This is a genomic window from Flammeovirga sp. MY04 (assembly GCF_001682195.2).
Classification (GTDB): Bacteria; Bacteroidota; Bacteroidia; order Cytophagales; family Flammeovirgaceae; genus Flammeovirga; species Flammeovirga yaeyamensis.
The window spans coordinates 333,523-354,442 of record NZ_CP003560.2 but is presented as its reverse complement, the minus strand read 5'-3'; the positions used below and the strand labels follow the sequence as shown (position 1 = coordinate 354,442).

General features: G+C 34.9%; 18 protein-coding genes. 4 read left to right on the top strand and 14 right to left on the bottom strand.

Annotated elements, in window-relative coordinates; all coding sequences use genetic code 11:
• Window positions 1-9 precede the first annotated feature (9 nt).
• Entirely contained in the window at window positions 10-1,470 is a 1,461-nt protein-coding gene (locus tag MY04_RS01405) for a TolC family protein (RefSeq protein ID WP_066205251.1), read from the top strand.
• 84 nt (window positions 1,471-1,554) lie between these two features.
• Window positions 1,555-2,184 (top strand): hypothetical protein, encoded by a 630-nt coding sequence (locus tag MY04_RS01400; protein WP_066205249.1) that lies wholly within the window; start codon window positions 1,555-1,557, stop codon window positions 2,182-2,184.
• A gap of 155 nt (window positions 2,185-2,339) precedes the next feature.
• Here MY04_RS01400 and MY04_RS01395 read toward each other — a convergent pair whose 3' ends face one another.
• Complete coding sequence (locus MY04_RS01395) at window positions 2,340-3,542, bottom strand: alkaline phosphatase family protein (protein ID WP_066205246.1); 1,203 nt, start codon at window positions 3,540-3,542, stop codon at window positions 2,340-2,342.
• Window positions 3,543-3,715: 173 nt separating this feature from the next.
• On the opposite strand from MY04_RS01395, the gene MY04_RS01390 reads away from it, so the two are divergent.
• Complete coding sequence (locus tag MY04_RS01390; RefSeq protein ID WP_066205243.1) at window positions 3,716-6,133, top strand: TonB-dependent receptor; 2,418 nt, start codon at window positions 3,716-3,718, stop codon at window positions 6,131-6,133.
• Window positions 6,134-6,198: 65 nt separating this feature from the next.
• Here MY04_RS01390 and MY04_RS01385 read toward each other — a convergent pair whose 3' ends face one another.
• The 9 genes from MY04_RS01385 to MY04_RS01345 form a co-directional block, all read right to left on the bottom strand.
• Window positions 6,199-7,665, bottom strand: a complete 1,467-nt coding sequence (locus tag MY04_RS01385; RefSeq protein ID WP_066205241.1) for a M28 family metallopeptidase — start codon at window positions 7,663-7,665, stop codon at window positions 6,199-6,201.
• Window positions 7,666-7,790: 125 nt separating this feature from the next.
• Window positions 7,791-7,985 carry a TM2 domain-containing protein gene (locus MY04_RS01380; RefSeq protein WP_066205239.1) on the bottom strand — a complete coding sequence of 65 codons (195 nt, stop codon included), beginning with the start codon at window positions 7,983-7,985 and terminating at the stop codon, window positions 7,791-7,793.
• 88 nt (window positions 7,986-8,073) lie between these two features.
• Complete coding sequence (locus tag MY04_RS01375; protein ID WP_158297511.1) at window positions 8,074-9,141, bottom strand: hypothetical protein; 1,068 nt, start codon at window positions 9,139-9,141, stop codon at window positions 8,074-8,076.
• An 84-nt stretch (window positions 9,142-9,225) separates the two neighbouring features.
• Window positions 9,226-9,636: a hypothetical protein gene (locus MY04_RS01370; RefSeq protein ID WP_066205233.1), complete on the bottom strand. Its 411-nt coding sequence runs from the start codon at window positions 9,634-9,636 to the stop codon at window positions 9,226-9,228.
• A gap of 90 nt (window positions 9,637-9,726) precedes the next feature.
• Complete coding sequence (locus tag MY04_RS01365) at window positions 9,727-10,491, bottom strand: succinate dehydrogenase/fumarate reductase iron-sulfur subunit (protein ID WP_066212934.1); 765 nt, start codon at window positions 10,489-10,491, stop codon at window positions 9,727-9,729.
• 117 nt (window positions 10,492-10,608) lie between these two features.
• A complete protein-coding gene (locus MY04_RS01360; protein WP_066205230.1) occupies window positions 10,609-12,537 on the bottom strand; it encodes a fumarate reductase/succinate dehydrogenase flavoprotein subunit in 1,929 nt (642 codons plus the stop codon).
• Window positions 12,538-12,582: 45 nt separating this feature from the next.
• Window positions 12,583-13,260, bottom strand: a complete 678-nt coding sequence (locus tag MY04_RS01355; protein WP_066205227.1) for a succinate dehydrogenase cytochrome b subunit — start codon at window positions 13,258-13,260, stop codon at window positions 12,583-12,585.
• Window positions 13,261-13,618: 358 nt separating this feature from the next.
• Window positions 13,619-14,425, bottom strand: coding sequence for a 4-(cytidine 5'-diphospho)-2-C-methyl-D-erythritol kinase (gene ispE, locus MY04_RS01350; protein WP_066205225.1), 807 nt, complete (start codon window positions 14,423-14,425; stop codon window positions 13,619-13,621).
• 40 nt (window positions 14,426-14,465) lie between these two features.
• Entirely contained in the window at window positions 14,466-15,959 is a 1,494-nt protein-coding gene (locus MY04_RS01345) for a sodium-dependent transporter (protein ID WP_066205222.1), read from the bottom strand.
• Window positions 15,960-16,018: 59 nt separating this feature from the next.
• Between MY04_RS01345 and MY04_RS01340 the strand changes: the two genes are divergently transcribed.
• Entirely contained in the window at window positions 16,019-16,417 is a 399-nt protein-coding gene (locus tag MY04_RS01340; RefSeq protein ID WP_066205219.1) for a hypothetical protein, read from the top strand.
• On the opposite strand, the gene MY04_RS01335 is transcribed toward MY04_RS01340, so the two are convergent.
• The 4 genes from MY04_RS01335 to MY04_RS01320 form a co-directional block, all read right to left on the bottom strand.
• Complete coding sequence (locus MY04_RS01335) at window positions 16,414-17,184, bottom strand: formylglycine-generating enzyme family protein (protein WP_066205216.1); 771 nt, start codon at window positions 17,182-17,184, stop codon at window positions 16,414-16,416. The two genes, MY04_RS01340 and MY04_RS01335, sit on opposite strands and share 4 nt — an antisense overlap.
• Window positions 17,185-17,287: 103 nt before the next feature.
• A complete protein-coding gene (locus tag MY04_RS01330) occupies window positions 17,288-18,262 on the bottom strand; it encodes an AAA family ATPase (protein WP_066205214.1) in 975 nt (324 codons plus the stop codon).
• A 185-nt stretch (window positions 18,263-18,447) separates the two neighbouring features.
• Entirely contained in the window at window positions 18,448-19,800 is a 1,353-nt protein-coding gene (locus MY04_RS01325) for a peptidylprolyl isomerase (protein ID WP_066205211.1), read from the bottom strand.
• Between the two features lie 66 nt (window positions 19,801-19,866).
• Window positions 19,867-20,778: a hypothetical protein gene (locus tag MY04_RS01320; protein ID WP_066205209.1), complete on the bottom strand. Its 912-nt coding sequence runs from the start codon at window positions 20,776-20,778 to the stop codon at window positions 19,867-19,869.
• Between the last annotated feature and the right edge of the window lie 142 nt (window positions 20,779-20,920).

Sequence of the window (20,920 nt, the reverse complement as noted above, 5' to 3'; positions counted from 1 at the left end):
CTTCAAATCATGAAAAATATATTCACTATTGTGTTTGTTTTGATGGTATCCTATCAAATACAAGCTCAAGAAATACAGTTGTATTCATTAGATCAGGTAATTAATATAGCCAAAGAACAATCACTTTCGGCCCAACAAGCTGAGAATAGAAAAGAGAATAATTACTGGCTATATAAACAGTTTAAATCTGTTTACCTACCTCAATTGGTGTTAAATGGTAATCTTCCCAACTTTAATCGTTCCATTACTCCAGTTACTCAGCCTGACGGTTCGACAGAATTTAGAGCGGTAAGTGTGGCGAACTCAGATGTTAATCTATCGCTACAACAAAATGTTGGACTAACAGGTGGTTCGGTTTATTTTGGATCGACATTACAAAGAATTGATAACTTCGAAGGTATTAATCAAGGAACAAGTTACGCCGGTCAACCTTTGGTAGTTGGTTTTAACCAACCCCTTTTTACTTATAACCCTTTTAAGTGGAATAAGAAAATTGAGCCTTTAAAATATGAGGAATCCCAAAAGAGGTTTGTAGAAGAAATGGAAAAGGTGGCTTACGATGCTACACAATATTTCTTTGATATGTTATTGGCTCAAATCAATCATCAAGTAGCCTCTACAAACTTGGCAAATAACGATACGATCTTTAAGATTGGTAAGGGACGTTATAATTTGGGTAAAATTGCGGAGAACGAATTACTTCAATTGGAATTGAACGTGATCACTGCAGAAAGAAACCTTCAATCGGCCAATTTGGATGTTGAACGTACTTCATTAAACTTAAAAACATTTTTAGGTTTGCCCCCAACAGTTGATAATACCACTTTATCCCTTCCAAAAGAATTGCCCGACCTTACGATTAGTACGGATATCGCAATACAGGAAGCACAGATCAATAGGCAGCAATATATTAGTTTTCAGAGAAGGCGTCTGGAGGCAGAAAGAGATGTTGCCAAGGCAAAAGGAGATGCTGGTTTACAAATTAATTTAAGTGGTCAGTTTGGTTTAACTCAACAAGCTGTGGACCCAAGTGGTGTGTATCAAGATCCTAACGACCAACAACAGTTTCGATTAGGATTTAATATTCCTTTGGTCGATTGGGGACGTCGTAAGTCAGCTGTAGAAACTGCGGTTTCAAATCAAAGACTCGTTGAGAGTACAGTACAACAAGAGGAACAACTTTTTACTCAGAACATTTATATGTTGGCTCGTCAGATCCCAATCATCAGAAATAAAGCTTTATCAACAGAAAGAGCAAAAGTAATTGCCGAGAAGAGTTATGAAATTGCCCGTCAGAGATATTTGGTAGGAAAGATTAGTGTTACCGACTTAAACATCACATTAAGAGATAAAGATACAGCAACTAGAGAATATTTAGCTGCTTTAAAAGAATTCTGGCTGTCATTTTATCAACTTAGAATGTTTACACTTTATGATTTTATTAAAAACGAAAAGATCATGACGTATTAGAATTGGTCTTTATTTTGATATATAGATAATCAGCTAAGCGTTTTTTCTCTTAGCTGATTAACCATCAAATTTCCGATATCCGTCATGAATAAAAAGCACTTAATATTATTATCCTTCATTTTTTTGATATTCAGTTGTGAGCAAAAAAACACCCAGAAAGAAGAGACTGAAACTACTGAATACGAAGAGTACAGTTTAGAAAAAGATGTAGATATAAACACATTAAATTCTAATGATTTACACTCTGAGTTGGATTCTTTGCTAAATGAAGCGATGGCTTCTGAGAATTTAAAGATCAATTTCTCTAAGCAAATCATGGACGACTTAGTTCTTTCTGGAGTTACGATTAAACCAAAAATTAGAAAAGAACTAGAAAAAGCAATCGTTGAAGTGGAGAACCTTAAATACAACGAAATTTCTTTGGGTGATAATGATAAAATGATGGCTTATGATAAAGCTGTACAAAATTTATTAGATGCTTTAAAAAGATTGGAAGAATCGGTAGGTGGTTTTGAAAAATATCCTCGACCAGCCATGTTGGTAGAAAGCATTGATAATTCTAGTACTAGGGATATTTTTACTAGAGGTTACTACAACGGTGCTGCTCAACAATGGAACTACTTGATAAAAGATTATGCCGATAAAGTAAAAAAAGAAATGCCTGAAGCTTCTCTACAACCCGTTCCTTATTTTTATGGAGAAGAGCCTATTTAGAAAATCTTGAAAAAATTTTTATTACACTAAAGTATAATTACATATTACTAAATATGTATAGAATCCCGTAATCGTAGACTTTAATAATAGGAATTAAACTACTATTTAAGTATCTATAATTACGGGATTCGATACATAAAAGAAAATATCACCTATTATTCTTTCATTGCTTCCTTCAAAACTTCCAACTTTCCATCAATCTGATGATGAATCTCTAAATCTAAAAGATCAGCAATAAATGGATATATGTGTACATTTTCGAAAGAAGGAATCACTTTGTTTTTTTGGAAATGAGGTCCGACACCATAAAATACAGCATGCATTTCTTTATTGGTATAAGGATCAAAACCATGCATTCCCTTACTCACTGTTTTTCCTTTGTAGGCAAAGGCTTTAGGAGGAATTCCTTCACATATCACATCAGGAATGCGACTCCCTTCAGAATAATGTAATTTTTGAGGCATTTCATTTTTTAGATACACCTTAAAATCATTTTTATATTTCCCTAAAGATTTTTTTAGCTGCTCGTCATCACCATTTCCTTTGTTGTAGAAAAATAATTGTGAACCGCCTGCATTTACTACTTCATACTCCTCAAATGTTCCTAAGTCATCGATTACAATTGGGTTCTTTTTATCTACCTCTATCATTCCATGATCGGATACTACAATTAAATCTACAGGAACATCTGCTTTATTAATCACTCCCATTAGTTTTCCAAGAATAGTATCCACCTCTTCTACGGCCTGTTTTGTTTCCTCACTTTTTGGCCCATAATGATGCCCTTGAGTATCTACCAATGAAAAGTATAAAGATATGAATCGAGGCCTCACATCTTCCTTATAACTTAACCAATTTTCTATTTGTTGCACTCGCTCTATATAAGGAGTTGACTTATTGTATTTATAAAAATAACTTCCTTGCATCCCTCCTATTCTTGCATCAGACGTTGGCCAATAATAAGAGGCAGACTTTATACCTTGTTGTTCAGCTAAATTCCACAAAGGCACTCCTTTACACCAAGTTGCATCTTTCTTCTCTAATCCTATATGATATTTTTGATCTCTATCAGGATCGTAAAAAACGTTATGCACTAAACCATGGTTTTGAGGATACATCCCCGTTACCAAGCTATAGTGATTCGGGAAAGTTTTTGATGGATATGCAGGAATCATGGATACTGATTTTACTCCATTTTTGGCTATCTCATCTAGATTAGGTGTATCGTAAATTTCTGGATAATCATATCTAAATCCATCCAATGATACGAGGATAACAGTATTGTTTTTCTGATTTGATTTATGGGTTTGACAAGACATCAAAAATGTGATGGCTGCCAGAATAATTAGATTTTTCATTTAATGGTATTTTGGTCATTCGAAGATAATTGATTTTGATTAATCTTTAGATGTGTTTAAATGTTTATTATCAATTATTCTTATTTATCTCAAAATATTTTTAGGCTTGTCTAAAAATTATTTTTACATTTGCATTACCAACAGTTAGTCACTACTTAAATTCAAAATAAATCATGAAAGTAAATTTCACTTTCTTATTTGTGTTAATCGCCTCAATTGTAATGGGTGCAACTAATGTAAATATTCGAGGACATATTACTTCTAACAAAGAACATATTCCTTTTGCCACTATCTCTGTAGATAATGGTAAATTTGGTACATCAACAGATGAAACAGGACACTTCTCTCTAGCTCTTGAAAAAGGGAAAGAATATACAATTACTATCTCTGCAGTTGGGTATAAAACCATAGAATTAAAGTATACAGCAAAGAACAATGCTGATGAGTTGCATATTGATTTAGATAAAGACTTACTTCAGTTAAACGAAGTTGTTGTTTCTAGTAACCGTAGAGAGCAATCTAGAAAAGAAACAGCGGCAGTGGTCAATGTTGTTAATAAAGAAATATTTGAGATCTCAAGTTCAAAAGTAGTTGCAGATGGTTTAAACTTTGTCTCAGGTGTAAGAGTAGAAAACAATTGTGGTAACTGTGGTACAACAGCTTTAAGACTAAATGGACTTGAAGGTCCATACACACAAATCTTAATGGATAGCCGTCCATTATTTAATGGTTTGGTCAGCGTATATGGTTTAGAACAAATTCCAGTATCTATGGTCGATCAGATTGAAGTAGTTCGTGGAGGTGGTTCCGTTCTATTCGGAGCAAATGCTATTGGTGGTACTGTAAACATTATCACGAAAGCACCTCAATTTAATTCATATGAAGTTGGAACCAACTTTGGTACTATCGATGGTAAATCAAATGATTACAACCTTTACTTTAATACTTCTTTAGTATCTAAAAACGATAAAACTGGTGCATATATTTATGGTTCATATAGAAATAGAGATGCCTGGAATGCAAATCCTAATGACATTTGGTATCACTTAGATGACAACGAACAACCTATAGGGGATCCAATGAAAGATGATTTTTCGGAACTTCCTCAATTAAAAACAGCATCAGTAGGAACAAAAGTGTATCATTCATTTGATGATCAAAATAAATTAACTGCCGATTTCAGGTTTATTCATGAAGACCGTCGTGGAGGTAATAAATTTGATAAAGAACCTCATGAAACGGACATCACAGAGTGGGTAAACATGAATATTGTAAGTGGTGGTTTAAATTATGATTGGTACAGTGCAGATAAAAAGAAGCATTTAAACGCTTACTCTAACCTACAATATGTAAATAGAGACAGTTATTATGGTGCAGATCAAGCGTTAGATGGATACGGCTTAACAACAGGTTTAACTTATATTGGAGGTGCTCAAATGAACTTCAATTTGGGTAAAATGTTAAATGCCGATTCTTATTTAGTTGTTGGTACGGAATATATCTATGATAATATCCACGATAAGAAGTTAGGTTATTATGATCAGGATGCTGGAGAAAAAACTAACGATATTCCAATTTCTAATCAAGAATCTCAAACTATGGCACTTTTTGCTCAAAACGAATGGAAAGGCAATAAACTTTCTGTCCTTTTAGGAGCAAGAATGGATTATGTAATGATTCAAGATTTTGAAAATACAGACAATAATAAAAACGTTTCTGCTTTCAATCCTCGATTAAACCTTAAGTATAATCTTACAAAAGATATGCAAATTAGAGGTGGTATTGCTACTGGCTTTAGAGCACCACAAATGTTCTCAGAAGATTTACACGTTGAAGTTGCAGGTGGACAAGCAGTTCGTACAGTACTTGATCCTAACCTTAAAGCAGAAAGATCTTTGTCATACAACTTTGCGTGGGATATGGAACATAGCTTTGGTAACACACAAGCTTATTTCTTAGTAGAAGGTTTTCATACAAGAATTTATGATCGCTTCGACAATCAGTTTACTGTAGATGTAGATGAAGATGGAAACGAAATCTTTTATAACTTCAAAAGAAATTCCACTTCAGATGCAATTGTTCAAGGCGTAAATATCGAAGCCAAAATTGCCCCTTCTGAAAAATTCAACATTCAAGGAGCTTACACCTTCCAATCGTCTAGATATGAAGAAGACAATCAATGGGGTGATGAGGAAACAAGTGTTTCTAAAGAAATTCTAAGAACTCCTAACCAATATGGTTCTTTGACATTGAACTTCCAACCTGCTCAAAAATGGACAACATCATTGACTGGAGTTTATACTGGTAGCATGTACGTTCCATTACTTCCTGGTGGTTTCATGAATGGCCAACCTGTAGAAAATGAAACTTTAATTAAAAGTGAATCATTCTTCGATATGGGTGCTAAAGTATCTTACAGAACTAAGTTAGGTAAGAATGCAAACATTCAGATTGGTACAGGTGTTAAAAACATCTTTAACCAAATGCAAAGTCAATTTGTAAGTGGTTCTGAAAAGGATGCAGCATTTGTGTATGGTCCAATTACTCCAAGAATGTATTTTATCGAAATTAAAATTGGTAATCTTCTGTAAGAAGATAATTGAATAGATTAGTAAGTGTAAAGGTGATAGAGTTGCTGACTTTATCACCTTTCTTATTAATTAAGTATCTGATTTCTATTGGCTATTTCCCAAATCATCATCATTCCTAATTTGGTTCTTTGATATAAAACCTCATAATTTATTTTATCTGAATCATCAGAAGGTAAATGATAATCTTTCATGCAGTGATCCGTAAAAAATGCAATTGGAATTTTATTTATTAGAAAATGATATTGATCGGAACGTTTATATAAATTCTCAGGATCTTTTAGATCGACAGTAAACTCCGGCATATACCTTTGATGCACCTCATTATTGACCTTATAAAATTGTTTCGACTGTTCACCCGTTCCTAAAAGATAGGTATAATTTGGATGATCATCGTATTTTTTGTTGATTCTACCGACCATATCAAAATTATAATTTGCTACAATTTTCTCCATGGGTACTAATGGATTTTGGCAGAAAAATTCAGAACCCAAAAGACCTACTTCTTCAGCTGCAAAAGCAATAAAAAGTATCGACCTCCTTGGGCCTATTCCATTTTCCTTTGCTTTTTTAAAGGCTTCGGCCATTTCCATGATTGCAGATGTGCCAGATGCATTATCATTAGCACCATTAAATACCACTCCCTCTTTTGTTCCTAAATGATCATAATGAGCAGTAACGACTATAAATTCATCCTTTAAATCAGTTCCCTCAATATAACCTAGTACATTTTCATTATTATACTCAAGATTTTCATACTCTAATTCGATAGTGACAGAGGTACTCAACTGCTTTTTATCTTTTCTTGATAATTCATCGTACTTCTCAATTAGTGCTTGTTTTTCTTTTCCTAATAAAGAAAATATATCTTCTTGTTTTAAAGCAAGGCTATTTAAATCATTAAAACGTTCTTGAGGTGAAAGGTACATTCTATTACCCATCATCGAACTAAATCGAATACGACGAATTAATAGGTCTTTCTCATCTTTCGCAATAAAAATGACAAATTTAGCATGGGTATCCGGCACTTGTATTTGTTGATCAACTGGATTATACTCTTTGAGTACTAATGCTTGATTCTTCAATTTCCTACCTGCAATATCTTTTAAGGTTAATTGATTCAAATAATGTAATTCAACCTCTGAAGTAGATGTTTCCTGCCCGAACATCATCAAAATATTCTCTTTCGTAATAGTATCGTTTTCGTTAAATATATTCATCTTAGAATATCCCGGCTGATATACATTAAAAATTTGTGTCCAAGAATTATTTAGTTGTTTTAAACCTATCTTATGAAAATGATTTTGGATATATGATGATGCTTTAGAGTTCCCCAAATTCAGCATTCCTCTCCCTCCCAAATCATCGGATGCCAAATACCTTAAATGAGATTCAATATTGTCTTTTGATAAATAGCTGATTAACTCTTGTGTTTTTACAGAGTCTGCCTCTAGATGTGCTTTTTGTGAAAATACCTCAGATGATAATAATAATAGTGTAATAAAATTGAATAGAATAATTTGTAATACTCTCATAAGAAATAGAAGTTTATTTTAGTTTTCCTTCGAATGTAATACAATTTTCACCAACCTACAAAACACAAAAAAAGTGATACAGTTTTCACTGCACCACTTAATTCATTAAAATTTATGTTTAACGATTAAAATCGCATTTTTCCGTTTTCAGCTTCTACCATGGTAGGAATAAAGAAAAGATCTACTATCCAACCGATACCAAAGATACCTCCTGTAAACAAGTAAAGTAATCCAGATAAAGGCCTACCTAAATAAAAACGATGGATGCCTAAGACACCGAAAAATATACATAAAATGTACGATACTGCTGTTGATTTCATGGTTTAGTATTTTAATTTGACACTTATACAATTATACGTAAATCAATTGTAAACAGTTGCTAATTTCACACTATTAAACCATCAAAATTTAATAGAATTTTATTTGGCATCCGAACATTGGAGAATAGGTCGAAAATGGCTGAATATTTAGTGACATTACTAATATATCTGTTTGAATTTCTCCAAATAAAGAAAACCTCTTCGTTACATTCACATTCAATCCTGCTCCACCTGAAAATGCTAAATCATTTTTACGAGTACTCGGAACATGATAATAGTTAAAACCTAAATTTAATCTAGGATTAATCACCCCTTTACCAAATCTATATTCAAATTGAATTGGAATAATAGCTAAATCCCCATACTCTTTTGTTGCCTCATCTTTTTCTACCTCATAGCCATAAATAAATCCTGTTCTCACATAAAGATGCTCGCTTGAATTTGGTAACCATAGATAAAGTAATGCTCCCACATTATTATATTGAGTTTTGATTGTTGGATATACCATATAACCCATTGTGGGAGCAATAGAAACATTCAGTTTCCCTTTATCTTTTCTATAAACAACACAAGAATTTTCACCACAACTCTCGTTATGATATTGCTCTGTGATATTTGTTAAACTTGATGTTGATGGATTTTCTAAATACTCTATTTTCTTTTTAACATTATCTGAAGCATCCTCAAAATACATCAAAAGAGCAGTGTTCATTCTCCTATCTTTTTGAAAATACTTTACATCTTCTATTTTAACTTCTTTCTTTCCATAATGAAGCTGCAACAATTTATTTTCATCGTAATCAATGTAATACTTAAAGGCTCCTTTATGTCGAATTACATATAGATTTTTGACTCCTTCAACAAGGTATTCTACAAACCTTTGTTCATACTCATCATCGTTTACAGGAATTGATTTAGAGATATAATGTGCTCCATCGTTGAATAGATAACCTTTTATTTCAGAAGGTGAATAGTGTAATGTTTGTCCATCTTGCTCGTAAGTACATTTCTTATAATTCAGAATGTCTTTATGGTAAATCATGGCATCAATAGTGTCATTTGATAAGGTAACTAGTTTTCCTTTTCTTAATGACTTATCTTGCCCAAAAGAAAAGAAGACAAGTAACGAAAGAGAGATCGTAATAATTAGTTTCATTTTAAAAAAATAGTTTGCTTGTAAAATTAAATCGATCAAATATATAAAAAATCGATTTAATAAAAAACACTCATTATTAATAACTTAATCAATTCTTTTTTTATAAAACTGAAGATTAGTAAACGACTTTTCTTCAGATAAAATCATGCGTTGTGTTACCTTCATTATACCATTATCAGCAATTATTCTTTTTGCCTCTACAATTAACTCTCCTCCCTTATAAGTATAAGAATTCAATTGATTATAAGATATAAACTCAGACATCACTTCATCCGCTTGGGCTTTGTTTTCATGATCGTAACGTTTGCCATCAGGGGTGATAGTATAATCAATAGTAAATGATTGATCTTCTGCATCAATCCATTGAATGCTGACATCTAATTTCCCTTCTTTTCCTTCCTTAAATGTATAACTTGCTGATTTTGGTGGTATGCCGTTTTCGTAAATAGATAGCTCAGGTATCAATTCCCAAGTATGTAGAAATAGGTTTTTCATAGTTTTTGTTTGATGATACTTAAAAGTAAACACAAAAAAAGGGCTAAGCAAAAAATGCTTAACCCTTCAATATATAACTAAAACGTTAAATTAGTTCGTATAGTCTGTTTCAGATCCTGAGAATGCTGCACGAGTGAATTCTCTGTTCAATCTTGCGATATGAGTAATAGAGATTTCTTTCGGACAAACAGCCTCACAAGCACCTGTGTTAGTACAAGCACCGAATCCTTCAGCATCGTGTTGCTCCAACATTGCTAAAGCACGACGCTTACGCTCTGCTTTACCTTGTGGTAACACTGCCAATTGAGATACTTTAGCAGCTGTAAATAACATCGCTGATGCGTTTTTACAAGCGGCAACACAAGCACCACAACCAATACACTGAGCAGCATCCATTGCTTCGTCAGCTACAGTTTTAGGAATTGGAATCTCGTTAGCGTCAGGTACACCACCAGTAGAAACGGTAACGTAACCACCTGCTTGTTGGATTCTTTCGAATGCAGTACGATCAACCATAAGGTCTTTCAATACTGGGAACGCAGATGCTCTCCATGGCTCAACAACGATAGTTTCACCATCTTTGAAAGTACGCATGTGCAACTGACAAGTTGTGATACCATGCTTAGGTCCGTGAGGTTTACCGTTGATGTAAAGAGAACACATACCACAGATACCTTCACGACAATCGTGGTCGAAGTGTACTGGATCGTTACCTTTCTTTAATTCGTTCTCGTTAAGAACGTCTAACATTTCAAGGAAAGACATATCTACTGATACATCATTTACTTCATATGACTCAAACTTGCCAGGTTTATCTTGACCTGCTTGACGCCAAATTTTAAGCTTAATATTTATTGTTTTTCCTGCCATGATCTTCAATTGTATTAGGTTGCTTTTTGTCAACAACCTGTTTGTTGAATTGTTTCAGACAGGCTGATGATCAAGTAATTAACCACCAACCTGATGATTAGATTACTTGTAAGAACGTTGAGTTAATTTCACGTTTTCGAACTCAAGTGTCTCCTTAGTTAACTCAGGATCTTTACCTTCTCCTGCGTAACCCCAAGCAGCCACATAAGCAAACTCGTCGTCTTTACGAAGTGCTTCACCTTCTTCAGTTTGTGATTCTTCACGGAAGTGACCACCACAAGATTCAGAACGGTTGTGTGCGTCGATAACCATCAACTCACCCAATTCTAAGAAGTCCTCTAAACGTAACGCTTTTTCTAACGTCATGTTTAACTCTTCATTTACACCGATCAATTTCAAATCACGGTTGAATTCAGCACGCAATTCTTGAATCATACCACGAGCTTTTTCTAAGCCCTCTTTGTTACGTGACATACCACAGTATTCCCACATAATATGACCCAATTTCTTATGAAGATCATCAGGAGTTTGGTTACCCTTGATGCTTAGAAGTTTGTCGATACGACCTTGTGCCGCTTTCTCAGCTTCAGCAAATGCTGGATGAGATTTATCAACTGCAACTCCTAGAGGTAGTGTAGCAATGTAATCACCGATTGTGTAAGGAATTACGAAGTAACCATCTGCTAGACCTTGCATTAATGCAGATGCACCTAAACGGTTAGCACCGTGGTCAGAGAAGTTCGCTTCACCTAAAGCGTAAAGACCCGGTACGTTTGTAGATAAGTTGTAATCTACCCAAAGACCACCCATTGTGTAGTGAACAGCAGGGTAAATCATCATTGGTACTTCGTATGGATCATCGTCAGTAATTTGCTTGTACATGTCAAACAAGTTACCGTATTTCGCTGCAATCGTAGCTTTACCATCACGCTTGATAGCATCAGCGAAGTCTAGGAATACTGCAAGACCAGTAACACCTACACCTCTTCCTTCGTCACATACCATCTTCGCGTTACGAGATGCTACGTCACGAGGTACTAAGTTACCAAATGATGGATATCTTCTTTCCAAATAGTAATCTCTTTCTTCCTCAGGAAGTTTAACAGCGTTAGCTGCAGTGATCTTTTGGTTTTTCTTGTCTTTTGGAACCCAAACACGTCCGTCGTTACGTAATGACTCTGACATCAAAGTTAACTTCGATTGGTAGTCACCATGTACTGGGATACAAGTTGGGTGAATTTGTGTGAAACAAGGGTTAGCGAATTTCGCTCCTTTCTTGTATGCTCTCCAAGCAGCAGAACCGTTAGATGCCATAGCGTTTGTAGAAAGGAAGAATACGTTACCGTAACCACCTGTACAAAGCAATGTAGCGTGACCTGCATGAGATTCGATTTTACCCGTAACTAAATCACGAGTTACGATACCTTTAGCAGCACCATCAACAGTAACAACATCAAGCATTTCTTTACGTAAGTGCATTTTTACTTTACCAGTGTTGATCATTTTTGATAACGCTGAGTAAGCACCTAAAAGAAGTTGTTGTCCAGTTTGACCACGAGCATAGAACGTACGGGATACTTGAGCACCACCAAACGAACGGTTGTCCAATAACCCACCGTAATCACGAGCGAATGGAACACCTTGAGCTACACATTGGTCAATAATTTCAGTAGAAACTTCAGCTAAACGGTGAACGTTTGCTTCACGCGATCTGTAGTCACCACCTTTAATTGTATCGTAGAATAAACGGAAAACTGAGTCACCGTCATTTTGGTAGTTCTTTGCTGCGTTAATACCACCTTGTGCTGCAATTGAGTGAGCACGACGAGGTGAATCCTGGAAACAGAAAGCTTCTACGTTATAACCAAGTTCTGCTAAAGTTGCAGCTGCAGAAGCACCTGCTAAACCTGTACCCACAACAATGATAGTAAACTTTCTTTTGTTTGCTGGGTTAACAAGCTTTACGTTGAATTTATGTTTTTCCCATTTCTCGGCCAATGGACCTGCAGGGATTTTTGATTCTAATGACATTCTATTCTAATTTAAATGTGTTAAGTAAATAACTAATTGTTCCGATTATCCTCTGATGAACATTGCTACTGGAATTGCAGCAAATAATAAAGGAACAATAATAGAATATGCTTTACCTACAAAAGAGATGATTGGAGTGTATCTCTTATTGTTGATACCTAACGTTTGGAAAGCACTAGCGAAACCGTGCCATAAGTGATAAGCTAGGATGATCATTGAGATCACATAACCTGCTACAATCACTGGGTTTTGGTAAGATGTGTTTACTACTGCATACAAGTCTTTCATTTGTACTCCATCAACTGATGTCATACCGATAGTACCTGCGTACTCGTGCATTACTGCCCAGTATTGGCTTAAGTGAATCACTAAGAATACTGCGATTACAGAACCTAATACACCCATGTATTTAGATACCGATGAACCATCTTTGTTTGTCACTTTGTAAGCTTCACCACCTCTCGCTTTCTTGTTTTGAAGCGTAAGCACTGCTGCGTAAAAAATGTGACCTACGAAGAATAGTTTAAAAACATTTGCGATAACTTGAACTGCTGGATTCGTAGACATAAAGTGCGCGTATGCGTTGAATGCGTCTGCTTTTCCTAATAATAAAGTCATGTTACCTGACACGTGACCTGCTAAAAACAGGATGAGTAAGATACCTGAGAGAGACATCATAATTTTTCTCCCGATTGTACTACTCAATGATTTCTGCCAACTCATAAAAATTTAACGTTTAGATAAAATATTTGTTTGAGATAGTTCTCTGATTAATTCGAGTGCAAAATTATACCTCAATCGTATCTGATACAATAATCCTTATCATAAGAGGGTTATTTTGAATGAATCTAAACAAGAGCTTCTCATTGACTTTCATTAAGATGTATCTTCGTATTTAATCATTGAATTTCAGACTTTTAAGACGTGTTGTTTGTACGTTATTAATCATACTAAAAGTCTGTTCAAGGTAAATGTTTCCAAAAAAAGAAAACAAAAGTCATCTTTTCCAAAAGGGTAAATTCAATAAAAAACGCTACCAAAAATGAATTCTTGGTAGCGTTATCGTTGTAATGATTTTTTATTAGTCCAACTTTCCGGACCAAACCATATACTCAGTATAATTACTTAGATCTATTTCATCATCAAAAATGCCAAAAACGGTCGACCCTGAACCCGTCATGGAAGCATAAATTGCTCCTTTCTGATATAAGGATTTTTTGATGTTATCAATCACAGGATAATTCTTCAATAAACTATGTTCAAAATCGTTGACTACATTTCCTTTCCATTCATTAATTGATGATGTCAACAATTGCTTGAGATCGACTGATAATGGAGTTGGAGTAACACCACTGTAGGCTTCCTTGGTTGAAATATGAATATTCGGATTGACTAATACGATGTACTTCCCTTCAAGACTTAAATCTAAAGTATCAAATACTTCTCCTCTACCGGTAACATACACGGGTTTGTTTTCGATAAAGAAGGGGCAATCACTTCCTAATTCTGCCGCAAACCCTTCCATTTCTTCTATGCTCAACCCTAACTGATTCATATCATTTAGCATTTTGATAGCGAAAGCACCATCTGCAGAACCACCACCTAAACCTGCTCCAATAGGAATAATCTTATGAAGATGCATCTTTACAGGTGGGATATGGTAATTCTCATTTAATAAATGATATGCTTTTAGGCATAAATTTCCATCGGGGTTACCAGGGATTTCTATTCCAGTACTTTGAAATGACAATGTTTTTGCCGGAATCATTTCCAACATGTCACACCAATTCACTGGGTAAAAACATGACGCGATGTTGTGAAAGCCATCTGATCTTTTTTCTGTGATACCTAAGCCGATATTGATCTTAGCATTAGGGAAGGTAATCATGGTTGTATAGTTTAAATAGTATAGTGCAATATTAAGAGGATTAATTGGCTTCAACAAACTTCTTATACAACCACTTGTTAAAAAGTACTCCTAATAGTAAAACTATACTCCATTGAGTTACAATAGTTGCATTCGAATACACATCTATCATATTCCATTGTCCCTCTTCTGTAAACCAAGGATTGTTAGAATACCCTTGTGACATCCACCACCAAATTAAAAACAACCCAATTGGAATATTCACGATCATAGCTGTTTTATACATCCAATTTGGCAATATCACCGAGGAGTCCTTATCTATAAAGTTTTTCTTAAATGATGATATTCCATTTTTATGAACTGCGAAAACGATAAATATTCCTGATATCAATAAACCTAGACCCCATACCCAATCTTGGTTAGAAAAGAAGTCCAAAGAATAAGCTGATGGAAACCCGAAAATCATACAAAGTAAGGCGGTGATGATACTTGCTTTGGTTCGATCAAATTTAAGATCAGTAAACGTACGAATACACAGTTCTGTCATACTTATCAAACTACTAAAAGCAGCCATGGCAAAAGCGACAAAAAACACCATCCCTAAGAATTCACCATAAGGAATCTTAGCAAAAAGTAATGGGATGATTGTAAAAGTCAATGCTGTATTACCCGATTGTAAAAATGTGATGGCTTGCTCATCCGAAGCAGCAATGGCAAAAACGGAAGGAAGAATAGCTATTCCTGCTATCAATGAAGCGATATTATTCCCTATTCCACTTACTAATATATTAAAGGTAACGTCTTCCTTTTCTCTAGAATAGGAGGCAATGGTTAACATTAAGCCCCAACCTGCACCTGTACTCCAAGCCGATTGTGTAACAGCTTCTATCCAAACCCTTGAATTAAAGAATAAATCAGGATCTATGGAGAACATATACACTAACCCTTTTGGTCCATTTTCAGTAGACAAGGCCACAGCTGAAACCAATAGAATTAATATCAACAAAGTAGGAATTAAAATTTTGTTTACTCTTTCAAGACCTTGTTGGACGCCTTTATATAACATCACAACAGCTAAAACCACACAAAATAAATGCAGACCTACGGTGGTGAAATTACCAGTAGAAATATTTACCCAATAGTCTTCTAAAAACGATTGGGATAGTCCTTCTAACAATTGAGGTGATTTGACTAAATCAAAAGTAAGTCCAACATAAGAAAGTCCCCAAGCAGTAACTACTGAATAATAAAAGGTGATTCCTAAAGTACATAAGGTGATAAAAAAGCCCATCCAGGTGTATTTCTTCCCTGCCGCTTGGGCAAAGGCTGAAATTACTCCTCGTTTATATTTTTTACCAATCGAAAATTCTGATAATAGAATGGGAATTGACCAAACAAAAAGAAATAAAAACCAAAGAATAATAAAAGTTCCTCCATACTGACCGGCTAATCTAGGAAATCGCCAAAGGTTTCCTGCACCAATAGCCATGCCCAATGAAGCCAAAATCACTCCCCATCTGCTACTAAATTGTTGTTTATTTTCTTGTTTAGTCATAAAGTTCTTTCTTTGCTCATCGATAAAAAATCGATAGTGTTTAAATATTTGAAGTTGGTATGTGGAACAAAGTTAAAGATTATCTGAAAAAATACGTGAGTATTCGCTATGGTTTGGCTGGAGCATTATTTTTGGGAGTAATGGTTTTTTCAATCAATTACTACAAAAGCGATCATTTGATGCTTTCCCTTACTGCTGCATTAAAACAAGCTGCATATACATTTCTGTTTGGTGGATATGTCTCTGCCTTATGCGAAAGATATACCGAAAAAAAGAAATATATGTTGGCAGTACTTCTACCATCTTGCATTGCTATTGGAGCCACTTTCTTAGTGCATTCATTAAAAGGAACTCCAAACCCGGTACTTTCTACCATTCCAACAATGGTCTTTGCTCCTCTAGGCTTTTACTTTATTGGTTTTCGTAAAAGAAAAGAGTTACAAAAAGAGATCACTTAAAGTGATCTCGCTAATCTTAAACCAATAAAGCTTTGCTTTATCTGAGGTTCATCATAATTTCTGTAAGCAGGTCGACAAAATTCTTCCTCACTCATATAAGATCCACCTCTATATACTTTGTGTTTTCCATTTTGGACACCTTGAGGATCATCAGATAATGTTTTCTTGTATGAATCTACAGCGTACCAATCGTTTACCCATTCCCAAACATTACCTTGTAGATCATAAATTCCTAATTCATTTGGTTGTTTACTACCTACGGCGTTCAATTTTCCTTCTGAGTTATCTAAAATCCATGCCCTATCTGTGATATTGACATTACCTGTCTCTTCATCACTATGTTTTTTACCTCCACGAGCCACATATTCCCATTCTGCTTCAGTAAGCAAACGGTAATCTTTACCCGTCAATGTATTTAGCTTTTTGATAAATTCTTGACAATCGTTCCAAGAAACCGTTTCCACTGGAAGATTACCCATTTTAGTTTCACTTGGATTTTTTCCCATCACCGTTTCCCAAAGATTTTGAGTCACTTCAAACTTACCCACAAAAAATCCACTAATCTTTACATTATGAAGCGGTAAAGAAGGATTCTCTCCAGTGTCTAAAACTAGATCTCCTTTTCTATCACCCATTTGAAATTCTCCACCCTTTACATAAATCATATCAAAAGTGACTTCATCCACTTTTTCAGTATAATTCTTTTTCTTTTGAGCGTAGGTGTGTAGTGATACTAAAGAAAAAAGTAGAATAATAAATTTGTTCATAATGTTCATCAGTTTATAAAAACATTGCAAAACCATTTCACTTGTAAGTCCTTACTTCAGCGATCTAGTTTTGCAATAGTTTCTTACTTAAATATTAATAAGTTTATAATAATTTCTTTATGATATCTACAATAGAAATACCCTCCGCTTCTGCTTTAAAGTTTCTCACTACTCTGTGTCTTAATACAGAAACAGCTACTGCTTGAATATCTTCGATATCCGGAGAATACTTACCAGAAAGGATAGCATGACATTTTGCTGCTATCACTAAATACTGAGAGGCTCTTGGACCTGCTCCCCAATCGATATATTTATTGGTTAACTCCTCCGCATATTCAGTATTCGGACGAGTTTTATGCACCAACTTCACTGCATATTCTACCACATTATCAGCAATAGGCACTCGACGAATAAGGTGTTGGAAGTATAGAATCTCTTCTGCACCCATCACTTTACTTACTGTTTGCTTCTCATCATTGGTTGTTGTTTTTACCACATTTACCTCATCCAAATACGAAGGGTAATCCAAGATGATATTAAACATAAAACGGTCTAGCTGTGCTTCAGGAAGTGGATAAGTACCTTCTTGCTCAATAGGGTTTTGTGTTGCCAGAACAAAGAAGGGTTTTTCTAACTGAAACTCTTGATTCGCAATTGTTACTTTATATTCTTGCATCGCTTCCAATAAAGCCGACTGCGTTTTTGGAGGAGTACGGTTAATCTCATCCGCCAAAATGATGTTGGCAAAGATAGGTCCCTTGACAAATTTAAACTTACGGTCTTGATCCATCGTTTCAGCACCCAAAATGTCAGAAGGCATTAAATCGGGAGTAAACTGAATTCTACTAAAGTCTAAATCTAAAGCTTGGGCAACAGTATTAATCAATAATGTTTTTGCAAGTCCGGGTACACCTTGTAACAAAGCATGTCCTTGACTAAAAATAGCAGTCAACACAAAATGAACGGTATCTTCCTGACCGATCACCACTTTTCCAATTTCGTCTTTGAGCTGTAAATATTTCTGATGTAAAGCGTCTGCCGCGTCTTTGTCTGAAGCAAAAGTTACTTTTGATGTCATGTCTTAATTGTTATTTCAGTTTTCGCCCAAATAAATTGATTTGCTTAGAGCACATTAGTTTTTTTAACCTATGACCTAATTGAAAGGGGGCGATCACAATCTTTATTGAAATTAAGGTATTTTCTTAAATAAAAAAAGGGCTTTCTGAGGTAATCAGTAAGCCCTTTAAAAATAATGCGTTTTAATTAGATGCCATCTAAAACATCACAAGCATCAAACTCTGGATCAATTTCGATGAAAACATCGTTTTTAGCCGATTTAATCCATTTCTCTAAAATCTGATTTTTCTGAGAATTCAGCGTAGCTTGCTGTAATTTTTGATAATCATCTTTCAAGTTAGCGTAATGCGGAGGTTTGTATTCTGAGTAGTAAATGATACGTACCGCTTGCTGACCATCTTCTGTTCTATACTTTAAAGGCTTAGAAGTATTTCCAACGCTCATTGTATCAATAGCGAAGAATACTACCGGATCCAATTCGTCCGTTGCCATGTAAGACGATCCTGTTACTTGGTTTTTAAAGTAACCAGCATTTGATCTTGTTGGTTGATCGTCTGAATATAAGTTTACTGCTTTTTCGAATCCTAAAGTATCCGATTCTGCAATTAATGTCCTAATACTATCCAAGAAAGACACAGCGTCTTTTACATCTTGGTAATTTGATTTTGGACGAATCAAAATGTGTCTCGCTCTGAATCGGCCACCTCTTCTTTCCAATAATTGAATCAAGTGGAAACCGAAATCAGATTCTACCGGATCAGCAATTTCATTCGGATCGATTGTTAAAGCAATTTCTTCGAATTCTGGTACAAGTTCACCTCTACCGTGCCATCCTAAGTCACCACCTTTTCTAGCAGAACCGTAATCCTGAGAATACTGTTTCGCTAAAACGCCAAAATCTTCTCCTGCTTCAATTCTCTTTTTGATATCCAATAACTGCTGTCTTGCTTTTTCTTTTTCCGACTCAGAAACTTTAGGGTTACGTACAATCTGTCCCACTTTTACTTCTGCGGCTAAGAAAGGAATACTGTCTTTTGGAATCGACTCGAAGTATTTCTTCACCTGTTTAGGTGTAATTGACACATCCGAGATAATTTGTTGTTGCATAGTCTGAACCGTCATTTGTTCTTTCACCTGATCTCTCAAGTCGTCTCTCAAATCGTTCACCGATGCACCCAAAGTTTTTTCTAATTTCTCTTGAGATCCCGCCTGAAGAATAAAGTATTGCATACGTCTTTCTAATTCTTCAGCTACACGAGCATTATCTACCTCTACTGAGTCAATTTGTGCCTTTGCATACATGATCTTGTTTACAATAAGGTTTTTTAAAACCTGACACTTGGCTGCTTGTTTGTCTTTAGGATACTCACCACTACTCAACATTTGTTGGTAGCCTGCTTCTACTTCAGATAATAGAATGATGTTATTATCCACTTTAGCGATGATCTTATCTACTGGAACAGCGTCTGTTTGTGCAAAAGAGGCTATGGAGATCAACGTTAAAATCCCTCCTAATATAGTTGATAATTTGATATTCATATTTTTGATCACTTACTTCTTTAAGTAGTTTAGTACTTAGTTAGAAATATAAATTTCTTAATGTGTTTAGCGTTCTTCTTTAAAATAAATTTCGTATTCCTGATTCTTAGTAGCTTCATCAAACAACTCGTTTTCCAACTCTGCCCTTAACTGAAGTTTTCTTCTTCCAAGAATTACATTTTTCACCTGTGGTTCTACGAACTGTAAAGGTGGAACCTGATCGACGATTTTATAATCTTCAATTTTGTAAAAGTACGTATTATTTTCGTCCGATACCTCCCAAAAATTGTCTCTTTTCAACAATTTTGTTACTTCGGCTTGAGATTTCATAAATGGAGTACCAAAAAGTAGTTCATCAAGATCCAACCAAACCGAATCTTCCAAATGTACAAAATCCGCATAGGCCAAAGCAGAAGACTTTAATTTATCCTTATCTGAATCTTTTTTCGAATTCATCAACTTCTTCACCTTCTTTAAATCAGGTGCGTTGTTAGGATAACGAAGAAAGATTCCTCTAACGATATTGGTTTTCAGAATAAAATCATCAGAATTTGAATTATAATGCTTTTTGATCTGATCCTGTGTTACCAATGTATCCAAGTTTTGAGCAATAAATTGTCTTTCATACTCGTGCATGATCAACTGATATTTATACTCCTCTAACCTTCTGTTAAGGTCTAATTTTTCTACATCTACCTTGGTTTGTGCTCTTTCCAACATAATGGTTTTACGCACCCAAGTATTCACATATCTCTCTTTAATATTTAGTGAATCACTAGACGACATTCTTTCAGTAAAAAGATTACCTAATTCCGTATCGTATAAAACTTTGTCGTTTACCTTAGCCAAAGCTACACGTGTACTTTTTATGTTCTCTTCCTCTACCGCTTTTTCGAATGCACCTTTAATTTTATCACAAGAGCACAGTGACAATGCAAGTAAAATTGAGGTTAAATATCTTCCGTTTTTCAAGTTCATAACGGCAAATTTATAAATTTAGCGTTGGCATTCATTATTCCCGACACACATTAGCGGCTTTTTGATAAAAAAAATCTCTTAAAATTTTTTAAACTGAGGAACTTTTCCATCAATTCGGCATCAAAATGTTGTTTACCTCCTA

Excerpts from the sequence above, each read along its gene's own strand:
- MY04_RS01330 (WP_066205214.1), bottom strand. The coding sequence starts at position 18,262 with ATGACATCAAAAGTAACTTTTGCTTCAGACAAAGACGCGGCAGACGCT.
- MY04_RS01360 (WP_066205230.1), bottom strand. The coding sequence starts at position 12,537 with ATGTCATTAGAATCAAAAATCCCTGCAGGTCCATTGGCCGAGAAATGG.
- MY04_RS01380 (WP_066205239.1), bottom strand. The coding sequence starts at position 7,985 with ATGAAATCAACAGCAGTATCGTACATTTTATGTATATTTTTCGGTGTC.
- ispE (WP_066205225.1), bottom strand. The coding sequence starts at position 14,425 with ATGATTACCTTCCCTAATGCTAAGATCAATATCGGCTTAGGTATCACA.
- MY04_RS01390 (WP_066205243.1), top strand. The coding sequence starts at position 3,716 with ATGAAAGTAAATTTCACTTTCTTATTTGTGTTAATCGCCTCAATTGTA.
- MY04_RS01320 (WP_066205209.1), bottom strand. The coding sequence starts at position 20,778 with ATGAACTTGAAAAACGGAAGATATTTAACCTCAATTTTACTTGCATTG.
- MY04_RS01385 (WP_066205241.1), bottom strand. The coding sequence starts at position 7,665 with ATGAGAGTATTACAAATTATTCTATTCAATTTTATTACACTATTATTA.
- MY04_RS01355 (WP_066205227.1), bottom strand. The coding sequence starts at position 13,260 with ATGAGTTGGCAGAAATCATTGAGTAGTACAATCGGGAGAAAAATTATG.
- MY04_RS01405 (WP_066205251.1), top strand. The coding sequence starts at position 10 with ATGAAAAATATATTCACTATTGTGTTTGTTTTGATGGTATCCTATCAA.
- MY04_RS01395 (WP_066205246.1), bottom strand. The coding sequence starts at position 3,542 with ATGAAAAATCTAATTATTCTGGCAGCCATCACATTTTTGATGTCTTGT.
- MY04_RS01340 (WP_066205219.1), top strand. The coding sequence starts at position 16,019 with ATGTGGAACAAAGTTAAAGATTATCTGAAAAAATACGTGAGTATTCGC.
- MY04_RS01400 (WP_066205249.1), top strand. The coding sequence starts at position 1,555 with ATGAATAAAAAGCACTTAATATTATTATCCTTCATTTTTTTGATATTC.
- MY04_RS01370 (WP_066205233.1), bottom strand. The coding sequence starts at position 9,636 with ATGAAAAACCTATTTCTACATACTTGGGAATTGATACCTGAGCTATCT.
- MY04_RS01325 (WP_066205211.1), bottom strand. The coding sequence starts at position 19,800 with ATGAATATCAAATTATCAACTATATTAGGAGGGATTTTAACGTTGATC.
- MY04_RS01335 (WP_066205216.1), bottom strand. The coding sequence starts at position 17,184 with ATGAACAAATTTATTATTCTACTTTTTTCTTTAGTATCACTACACACC.
- MY04_RS01345 (WP_066205222.1), bottom strand. The coding sequence starts at position 15,959 with ATGACTAAACAAGAAAATAAACAACAATTTAGTAGCAGATGGGGAGTG.
- MY04_RS01375 (WP_158297511.1), bottom strand. The coding sequence starts at position 9,141 with ATGAAACTAATTATTACGATCTCTCTTTCGTTACTTGTCTTCTTTTCT.